The organism is Pseudomonas sp. 18173 (assembly GCF_050432945.1).
In the GTDB taxonomy this organism is placed as follows: Bacteria; Pseudomonadota; Gammaproteobacteria; order Pseudomonadales; family Pseudomonadaceae; genus Aquipseudomonas.
Genome location: NZ_JBKFTN010000055.1, coordinates 1 through 5,023, shown reverse-complemented (window position 1 = coordinate 5,023; position 5,023 = coordinate 1). Strand labels below are relative to the sequence as shown.

Genomic DNA, 5,023 nt, shown 5'->3' with positions numbered 1-5,023 from the left:
TTATTAGGCCAGTTCAAGCCCGCTCCCACAGGTTTTTGTGCTGTGCGCAAATTTTGTAATCTCTGAAAAACCTGTGGGAGCGAGCCTGCTCGCGATAGAGCGCAAAGCGCTCTCCTACAGTCCACCTGTCGCCTGAAAACTCACGCCAATCACCGTCAGCAACGACAGCGGCAACAGCAGCGTGTCGAGCAACGCACTCGCCGGCAGGTCGACACCGGGATAGCTCGGTGCTTCGGCGCCGAAACGGTCCTTGGCGCAACAACCGCCATTCATCGCATACAAATCCAGCCGCGTCCCCGAGTACACCACCGGCGCCCCCGGCTTGGCGGCATCAAGGGTCCGCGCCGTGGCGCACCCGGTCAACTGCAGCGCCAGCACCACCACCAGTAGCTTATTCATCGCTGGTCAGATGATGCTCGCCCCAACGCGGCAACATGTCCTGAGGAATATTCAGCAGGTTAAGGATTCGTGCCACGACGAAATCGATCAGGTCGTCGATGGTTTGCGGCTGATGATAGAAGCCCGGCGATGCCGGCAGGATTGTCACGCCCATGTTCGACAACTTGAGCATGTGCTCCAGGTGAATGCTCGAATACGGCGCCTCGCGAGGCACAAGAATCAGCTGCCGACGCTCTTTGAGTGTCACGTCGGCGGCACGCTCGATCAGGTTGTTGCAGGCCCCCGTGGCAATGGCCGACAAAGTACCCGTCGAACATGGCACCACCACCATCGCCGCTGGCGCGCCGGAACCCGAGGCCACCGGCGACATCCAGTCTTCCTTGCCGTACACCCGGATCTGCCCGGCGGCAGCCCCGGTGTATTCGGTAAGGAACGCCTGCATCATCTGCGGCTTGGATGGCAGCGTGACATCCGTTTCGGTGGCCATCACCAACTGCGCGGCCTTGGAAATCAGGAAGTGCACTTCACGATCATCCCGCACCAGGCAGTCGAGCAGGCGCAAACCGTACTGGGCGCCTGAGGCGCCGGTCATTGCCAGGGTGATGCGGTCCGGGCCGTTGTTCATTTCAGCGCCTCGGCCAGTTTGCCGTGCAGGCCGCCGAAGCCGCCGTTGCTCATGATCACCACGTGAGTGCCGGGTTGGGCCTGGCTCTTCACGCGCTCGATGATGCCTTCAAGGGAATCACTGACAATCGACGGCACAGTGCACAGCGCCGCAGTGCCCGCCAGGTCCCAGCCGAGGTTGGCGGGTGCGTACCAGATCACCTGATCGGCATCGACCACGCTTTCCGGCAATCCGTCACGGTGCGCGCCAAGCTTCATGGAGTTGGAACGGGGCTCGATGATTGCGATCAATGGTGCGTCGCCGATGCGTTTGCGCAGGCCATCGAGTGTGGTGGCGATGGCGGTCGGGTGGTGAGCGAAATCGTCATAAATGGTGATGCCACGGACTTGTGCGACTATCTCCATCCGGCGTTTGACGCTCTTGAAAGCGCTCAACGCGGCGATGCCCATGGACGGCACCACACCGACATGGCGTGCAGCAGCCAGGGTTGCGAGGGCGTTGGCGACGTTGTGCTGGCCCGTCATGTCCCACTCGACCACACCCTGGGCGACGCCTTCGAACATCACTTCGAACTTCGAGCCATCTTCACTGAGCAGCTTGACCTGCCACTGACCGCCGGCACCCGTGGTTTGCACCGGGGTCCAGCAGCCCATCTCGATAACACGCTGCAACGCCGGCTCAGTGGTCGGATGAATCACCAGGCCTTCGCTCGGGATGGTCCGCACCAAGTGATGGAACTGCCGCTCGATGGCCGGCAGATCCGGGAAGATGTCGGCGTGATCGAATTCGAGGTTGTTCAGGATGGCCGTGCGCGGGCGGTAATGAACGAACTTGGAGCGCTTGTCGAAGAACGCGCTGTCGTACTCGTCGGCTTCAATGACAAAGAACGGCGTATCGCCCAGCCGCGCCGACACCGAGAAGTTTTGCGGCACGCCGCCGATCAGGAAACCCGGGGCCATGCCTGCGTGTTCCAGCACCCAGGCCAGCATGCTGCTGGTGGTGGTCTTGCCGTGCGTACCGGCAACGGCCAGTACCCAGCGACCTTGCAGCACGTGATCCGCCAGCCATTGCGGGCCGGAAACATAGGGCAGGCCCTTGTTCAGCACGTACTCCACCGCCGGATTGCCCCGCGACATGGCATTGCCGATCACCACCAGATCAGGCGCCGGATCGAGTTGCGCCGGGTCGTAGCCTTGGGTCAACTCGATGCCCTGGGCTTGCAGCTGAGTACTCATCGGCGGATAGACGTTGGCATCGGAGCCGGTCACGTGATGGCCCAGCTCTTTGGCCAGAACCGCCATTGACCCCATGAAAGTGCCGCAGATACCAAGAATATGAATGTGCATAGTCGACCTCGTAAAACATGGCCGCAGGTTAGCTTAGGGAGGGGAAATTCGCACCTTGTGTTTCGCCCTCACCNTCGGCGGATAGACGTTGGCATCGGAGCCGGTCACGTGATGGCCCAGCTCTTTGGCCAGAACCGCCATTGACCCCATGAAAGTGCCGCAGATACCAAGAATATGAATGTGCATAGTCGACCTCGTAAAACATGGCCGCAGGTTAGCTTAGGGAGGGGAAATTCGCACCTTGTGTTTCGCCCTCACCGACGCCATTCGCGAGCAAGCCCGCTCCCACAGGGACCGTGCATACCCTGTGGGAGCGGGCTTGCTCGCGAATGGCGCGACTCGGATTAACGGGCAATTCCGTGTTTACGAAGCTTTCGATAAAGGGTATTTCGACTGACGCCCAGTTGCTCTGCTGTATGCGTCATATGCCAGCGCGTCTGCTCCAGCGCATTCAACAACGCTAAACGCTCGGCATCTTCCAGCGGATGCTCCGACAGCTCTTCAACGGCCCGCGCTACCACCGGTCGGGCCTGGCGTATCATGGCCGGCAAATCTTCCAGACCGATCCGCCCGCCCTCACACAGTGCCGCCAACGTACGCAGCACATTGCGCAACTGCCGCACGTTGCCCGGCCAGGCGAAGCCCAACAAGGCCTCCCGCGCCGGCCCGTCGATCAACACGGTTTCCGTGCCGGCCTCTTCGGACAGTAAAAAGTCGAGTAACTGCGACTTGTCACTGCGATCGCGCAATGCTGGCAGCGCCACCTCCAGCCCGTTGAGCCGGTAATACAAATCCTCGCGAAAGCTGCCGTCCTGCACGCGATCCAGCAAATTGCGGTGGGTGGCGCTGATGATCCGCACGTTAACCGCTTCCGGTTCGCCACCAATCGGCACCACTTGCCGGTCTTCCAGCACCCGCAGCAAACGTGTTTGCAAAGCCAGCGGCATGTCACCGATTTCGTCGAGGAACAACGTCCCGCCGTCGGCCTGTTGCAACTTGCCGCGCATGCCTTCCTTGCGGGCGCCAGTGAAGCTGCCGCCGCGATAACCGAACAGCTCGCTTTCGATCAGGCTTTCGGGAATGGCCGCGCAATTGAGGGCGACAAAGGCTTTTTCCGCCCGCTGGCTGGCGTGGTGCACCGCTTTGGCAAAGGCCTCCTTGCCGGACCCGGTTTCGCCATTGATCAGCAGCGGCACGTCGCGCTCATAGACGCGCAAGGCCTTGCGGAAGTCCGCCTGCAACGCCGCATCATCCAGGCAAATGCCCGCCAGGCGCGGTGCTTGTGCAACCGTGGGAACAGGCACCATCGGCGTCGGCAACGACCGCCGCGCCTCACCACGCAATACCGCGAACAGCTTGCGACCATCACGGGTACGCAATGGCCAACTGGCCGCGGCATTGACACTCGCCCGCCCCAGCAGCTCATCGAGCGAGCAATCGAAAAACGCCTCCACCGATTTACCCAGCAAGCCGCCGCGAATGTGTCCAAGCAGGTTCAGCGCGCTCTGATTGACCGCACAAATGCGCCCTTCTCCGTCGAACGCCAGCAAGCCTTCGCTGAACAAACCGACAGACTCGGCCTGCAAGTGAAAACGCAGCAACCATTGATTGTCGAAGCAGCGCAGGAAGTAGCAACTCTCGATCATCTTCGCCGACAGATTGACCAGAGCCATGGTGTGGAACTGACTTTGCCGCGACACGTCGCGCCGCGCCGACGACACGTCGAGCACCGCCAGCAATTCGCCATGGGGATCGAAGACCGGGCTCGCCGAGCAGGTCAGGCCGGTGTGGCGGCCACGAAAGTGTTCGTCCTGGTGGATGGTCAGCGACTGACGCTCCACCAGGCACGTGCCAATACCGTTGGTGCCTTCGCAGGCCTCGCTCCAGTCGGCACCGAGCCAGAGCCCGGCACGCTCGAAAATCTGCCGTTCAGCGGGCGCGGTGACGCAGTTGAGGATCACGCCGCGGGCGTCGGTCAACAGCACTGCATGACCGGCACCAGAGAGTTGCTGGTGCAGGCTGGTCATTTCATTTCCAGCGATGTGCAGCACCTGCTGCAAGCGTTCGCGACTTTCCAGGACACGGCCATGTTCCAGCACCGTCGGCGCGATGCTCAGGGCCGGATCGAGGTGATAATCCTCAAGGCAGCGCAGCCAGGAACGGGCAATGGACGGATCGCTGCCGGGGCCGTGCAGGTGGGCCTTGCCCTGGGTCACGGTCAATACTTGCTGGGCATGGCGACTCAAATGGTTGTCGTGCATTTCTTATTATTCTCCCCGGGGCTCGGCGTCCCGTGCATGAGGTGATGCCGAGCATCCTCCAGCCGGGCACGCATTGCAATGCCTGCAAGACCACCCGGTCACAGGCTGTGCCAGAAGCGGTACAAAGTGTCACCCAGGCTGTACCGAAAGCGTCACAGGCGCGCTCCGTCCGTCCGACAAAAATCGCGCAAGGTCTTGATTTACCTGAGATGCAACGCACTGGCCCGGCCCTTGCTCTACGCTTAAAGCAAGCGCACATGCGCGACTCCCTATAAGCACAAAAGCAAGGAGAGACCACCATGCGTTACGCTCACCCCGGTACTGAAGGCGCTATCGTTTCGTTCAAAGCCAAATACGGTAACTACATCGGCGGCGAGTTCGTCGCGCCTGTC

General features: G+C 61.3%; 6 protein-coding genes. 1 reads left to right on the top strand and 5 read right to left on the bottom strand.

Annotated elements, in window-relative coordinates; translation table 11 throughout:
- Positions 1-114 precede the first annotated feature (114 nt).
- From ACLD1X_RS28890 to ACLD1X_RS28870, 5 genes are all read right to left on the bottom strand, one after another.
- Positions 115-399 carry a YceK/YidQ family lipoprotein gene (locus ACLD1X_RS28890; RefSeq protein WP_429373669.1) on the bottom strand — a complete coding sequence of 95 codons (285 nt, stop codon included), beginning with the start codon at positions 397-399 and terminating at the stop codon, positions 115-117.
- The gene (gene ubiX, locus ACLD1X_RS28885; RefSeq protein WP_008022902.1) at positions 392-1,024 is read right to left on the bottom strand and encodes a flavin prenyltransferase UbiX; all 633 of its coding nucleotides are present in this window, start codon (positions 1,022-1,024) and stop codon (positions 392-394) included. Before ubiX ends, ACLD1X_RS28890 begins: the two co-directional genes overlap by 8 nt.
- A complete protein-coding gene (mpl, locus tag ACLD1X_RS28880) occupies positions 1,021-2,370 on the bottom strand; it encodes a UDP-N-acetylmuramate:L-alanyl-gamma-D-glutamyl-meso-diaminopimelate ligase (protein WP_429373666.1) in 1,350 nt (449 codons plus the stop codon). Before mpl ends, ubiX begins: the two co-directional genes overlap by 4 nt.
- 33 nt (positions 2,371-2,403) lie before the next feature.
- Positions 2,404-2,556: a Mur ligase domain-containing protein gene (locus ACLD1X_RS28875; protein ID WP_429373664.1), complete on the bottom strand. Its 153-nt coding sequence runs from the start codon at positions 2,554-2,556 to the stop codon at positions 2,404-2,406.
- Positions 2,557-2,714: 158 nt separating this feature from the next.
- Positions 2,715-4,631 (bottom strand): sigma-54-dependent Fis family transcriptional regulator, encoded by a 1,917-nt coding sequence (locus tag ACLD1X_RS28870; protein ID WP_429373662.1) that lies wholly within the window; start codon positions 4,629-4,631, stop codon positions 2,715-2,717.
- A 299-nt stretch (positions 4,632-4,930) separates the two neighbouring features.
- On the opposite strand from ACLD1X_RS28870, the gene ACLD1X_RS28865 reads away from it, so the two are divergent.
- Positions 4,931-5,023 (top strand): hypothetical protein (locus ACLD1X_RS28865; RefSeq protein ID WP_429373671.1); only part of this gene is annotated, 93 nt, incomplete at its 3' end.